The 3,658-nt window shown below is 72.6% G+C and carries 3 protein-coding genes; 2 read left to right on the forward strand and 1 reads right to left on the reverse strand.

Going from position 1 to position 3,658, the window contains the following annotated elements; translation table 11 throughout:
- The first annotated feature begins 246 nt into the window (after positions 1 to 246).
- Entirely contained in the window at positions 247 to 444 is a 198-nt protein-coding gene (locus tag ACF1CT_RS11905; protein WP_391783675.1) for an MbtH family protein, read from the forward strand.
- 32 nt (positions 445 to 476) lie between these two features.
- Here ACF1CT_RS11905 and ACF1CT_RS11910 read toward each other — a convergent pair whose 3' ends face one another.
- Positions 477 to 1,493 (reverse strand): helix-turn-helix domain-containing protein, encoded by a 1,017-nt coding sequence (locus ACF1CT_RS11910; protein ID WP_391783676.1) that lies wholly within the window; start codon positions 1,491 to 1,493, stop codon positions 477 to 479.
- 373 nt (positions 1,494 to 1,866) lie between these two features.
- Here ACF1CT_RS11910 and ACF1CT_RS11915 point away from each other — a divergent pair, with 373 nt between their 5' ends.
- A complete protein-coding gene (locus ACF1CT_RS11915) occupies positions 1,867 to 2,769 on the forward strand; it encodes a LysR family transcriptional regulator (protein ID WP_391783677.1) in 903 nt (300 codons plus the stop codon).
- Positions 2,770 to 3,658 lie beyond the last annotated feature (889 nt).

Genomic DNA, 3,658 nt, shown 5'->3' on the forward strand with positions numbered 1-3,658 from the left:
GGTGACGGCCCCGGCACCTCACCGCGCCGCCCGCACGCCTCGGGGAAGGCAGTCGGTCACCGTCCAGGGCCACCGCGCCGCCCGCACGCCTCGGGTGTGCGGGCGGCGCGGCCCGTCCCCGTGCGGAGTCCGGCATCGACGGAACCGATCCCGGCGTTCGGGATGTCGCATGGGGCGGGCCTTGCCCCGGGTCGGCGTGGTGTCCCAGGCTGTGGCCGTCGGCCAAGTCATGTGTGGAGGTGGGACGTGGTCCGGGACGACGGCGTCGCGCAGTTCGTCGTGGTGATCAACGACGAGGAGCAGTACTCGATCTGGGCGCGGGAACGCGAACTGCCCGCCGGCTGGCGGGAGGCGGGATTCTCCGGAACACGTGAGGAGTGCCTGGCGCACGTGGACGAGGTCTGGACCGACATGCGCCCGTTGAGCGTCCGCGGCGGCGCGTAGCCGACGTCGTGCGGTCCGCCCCCGCGCAGGTGTCACAGATCGCTGGGAAGCCATCCCCGTTGGACCGCCCGCACGCCCGCCTCGAACCGGCTGCGCGCGCCCAGACGTTCCATCAGGACCGTCGATATGCGGCGGGCGGTGCGCTGCGAGAGTCCGAGCCGCTTGGCTATGCCCGCGTCGGTGTGCCCCTCGGCCAGCAGACGCAGTGCCGCTGCCTCCTGGCGGTTGAGCACGTCCTCCTCGTCCCGGCGTGCCGACTCGCCCAGCGGTTGCGCCGTTTCCCACACCACCTCGAAAAGGGTGCACAGCGCGGTGAGAGGGCCCTGACCGGTCAGGACGACGGCTCCCTCGCCGCTGTCCTCGCTGTTGACCGGGACGACCGCCGTCTCCCGGTCGATGAGGGTCAGCCGGAGCGGAAGCGTCGCGACGGTGCGGACCTGGCCGCCCAGCCCGGTGAGACGGCGTGCGTGGGCGAGGGTGGCCGGATCGTTGCGCACGCTGTCCAGGTAGACCGTCCGCATCGCCACCCCGTCGCGCAGCAGTCGCTCGTCGAGCGGACAGGCGGCCCTCATGTTCTCCTCCGTCTGGGCCCCGCCGGGGGCGAAGGCCATCACCTCGCGCCGCACCTGCTCGGAGAGCGCGGCGAGTCTCACGCGGACCTGGACCACGTCGGCGAGGTACTCGACACCGACCGGACAGTGCGGAGCCTTGAGTTCCGCGTATTCGGAGAGCAGCCGGGACGCCGTGGTGCGCGCGACGGAGATCCGCTCGCGGTCGCGGGCCAGTTCGGCCTGCATCTGGGAGAGCAGGTGGTCGAAGGCGATCTCGGGGCTGACCGGACGAGGGGGCTCCGCCGCCACGGACCGGGACGGCGTTCCGTCCGGGAGCTGGACCAGGGACAGCCCGGCCAGCGTGTCCCAGGCCCGGCGCACGGATTCCTCCGAGGTCTTCAGACGGAGGGCGAGCGTCGCCGCGTCCTCCCCGGGCCCGGCGAGCATGGCCCGGTAGACGGCCTCGGTCAAGGTGTCCAGTCCCAGCACTTCAAGCACGAGGGCCTCAGTCCTCCCGTTCGCCCATGCGCGATGGGCATCCTCGCGTGCGCGACGCCGACGCCGGGCCGGTGCTCCGGCCCCCGGGCGATGGCCTGAATGGGCCTTGGCCCAATGGGGCCACCCCTTCCCCCTTTCCTCACACCCCACGTGCGGTGATGCTAATGCGCGGCGGCAGACCCCGCCAAAGGCAACACCGCGCTCGGCCGTCACCCGTCCATCACCCATCGGAAGCCGGCCCCGGAGGGATGTTCCGCATGCTCCGCGACCGCGTCGCAAGGACCGCCGCCGTCACCGTTCTCGCGGCCGTGACGCCCGCCGTCCGACATGGGGTGGCAGTGACTCACTGAGCGGTGAACCACGGGGGATTGAGATGGACCTGAGACAACTGACCACGTTCCACCGCGTCGCGACTCTGCTCAGCTTCACCCGGGCGGCGACCGAGCTCCACTACGCGCAGTCCAGTGTGACCGCGCAGGTCAAGAGCCTCGAAGTGTCGTTGGGGGTGGAGCTCTTCGAACGGCTCCACGGCAAGATCCTGCTCACTCCGGCCGGGGAACGGCTCCTTCCGTACGCGGAACGGATTCTGTCCCTCGTCGACGAGGCCCGCGAGAGGACGACCGGTTGGGCGGAGCCCTCCGGGGTGCTCACCGTCGGCACCGTGGAGAGCCTGACCTCGTACCGGATGCCACCGGTGCTGGAGTTCTTCCACCACCGCTACCCGCAGCTGCAGATCGCGCTGCGGCCCAGTCCCTCGGCGCAGACCTGCGAGGCGCTGCGCCGGGGCACGCTCGACATGGGGTTCTTCATGGAGGCGCGGACCACGCACGTGGGGGTGCGGGCGGAAGTCCTCGGGGCGGAACGGCTCGTGGCGGTCGCTGCCGCCGGGCACCCCCTCTCGGGAGTGCCGGACGTCACGGCGGAGGACCTGAGGAGCGTTCCCGTCCTGGCGCCCGAGGCGGGCTGCTCGTACCAGGAGCTGCTGGCGACGGAGTTGCGTGCCGAGGAACCCGGCACGCCCTGGCTGGAGTTCGGCACCATCGAGTCGATCAAGCGCGGGGTGGCCGCCGGACTCGGTGTCAGCGTGCTGCCCGAGATCGCGGTTGCCGATTCGGTAACGGCCGGGACGCTGGCGGTGCTCGACTGGGAGCCGCCGTTCGAGGTCTACACGCAGATCGCCTGGCGGCACGGCAAGCAGGTCACCCGCGAGATGCGGGCGTTCATCGACCAGACGGCGCGCTTCATGTCCCAGGACCGGCCGAGTCCGGTGGGCTGAGAGCCTGTCGGGCGGCCTTCGGCCGGAAGGCGGACGCGGCATGGCGCGTGCGGTTCCAGGACGCCGGGAGGGCCCGGTGGCGGAGCGGCCCGGTCGTGCCGGCAACGCCGGAAGCGCGCGTGCCGGGACCTGGCCGCCCGGTCGGAGGCCACCCGGCGGGCTCTGAGGCGCTCCGGTCGGACCGGACCGCTCCGCGTCGGCCGGTCCACGCGCACCGGCCCGCGCACACCGGTCCGCACGGCCATCGGATTCGCCGATCCTTCGCATCGGAATCGCCGTCGCCGGAACGTTGACCGCGTTGTTTGCTCTGACCAAGGCTGTGGGCGGTCCCGTTCGACGGGACCGTTCACGACGACGGGGGACGTCATGCAAGGGACCATCGAGGTGGTCGGGATCGGGGGATCCTCCATTCCGGACTTCACGGCGGAGCGGGCCGTGCGCCCGGCGCCGGGCACGGGGGCCGGGCCGATCGCGGGTCCCGAACGGGGAACGCGATCCGGTCGGCGTGCCTCCGGCCGCCGCACACGGGCACACCGGCCGCCGCACACGGCCGACGACACCGCCGCGACCGGCTCCACGGCAACCGGTTCCACCGCGGCCCGCGTCGGCGCCCGCGGGTATGTCCGCACCCGGTCGACGCCGACGGCCGCGCCGGTCGTGGCACCGGGGCCCCACGGGTGAGGGAGTCCGGCCGGGCGCGGCACGCCCCGCGGACGCGACGTCACCATTCCGCGCCGACGCGCCGGACGGGTTGAGCACCGGGGCCCCGGCCCCGCTCCTCCTCGAACCCCGTACCCCTGCCCGTACCCGCGCGTGCCCACGCCCGCGCTTCCCTCTTCCCTCCTTCGCTTCTCGACGTCCACGCACACGGATTCGACAGGGATGAACG

It is taken from the genome of Streptomyces sp. NPDC014734 (assembly GCF_043083325.1).
In the GTDB taxonomy this organism is placed as follows: Bacteria; Actinomycetota; Actinomycetes; order Streptomycetales; family Streptomycetaceae; genus Streptomyces.

Excerpts from the sequence above, each read along its gene's own strand:
- ACF1CT_RS11915 (WP_391783677.1), top strand. The coding sequence starts at position 1,867 with ATGGACCTGAGACAACTGACCACGTTCCACCGCGTCGCGACTCTGCTC.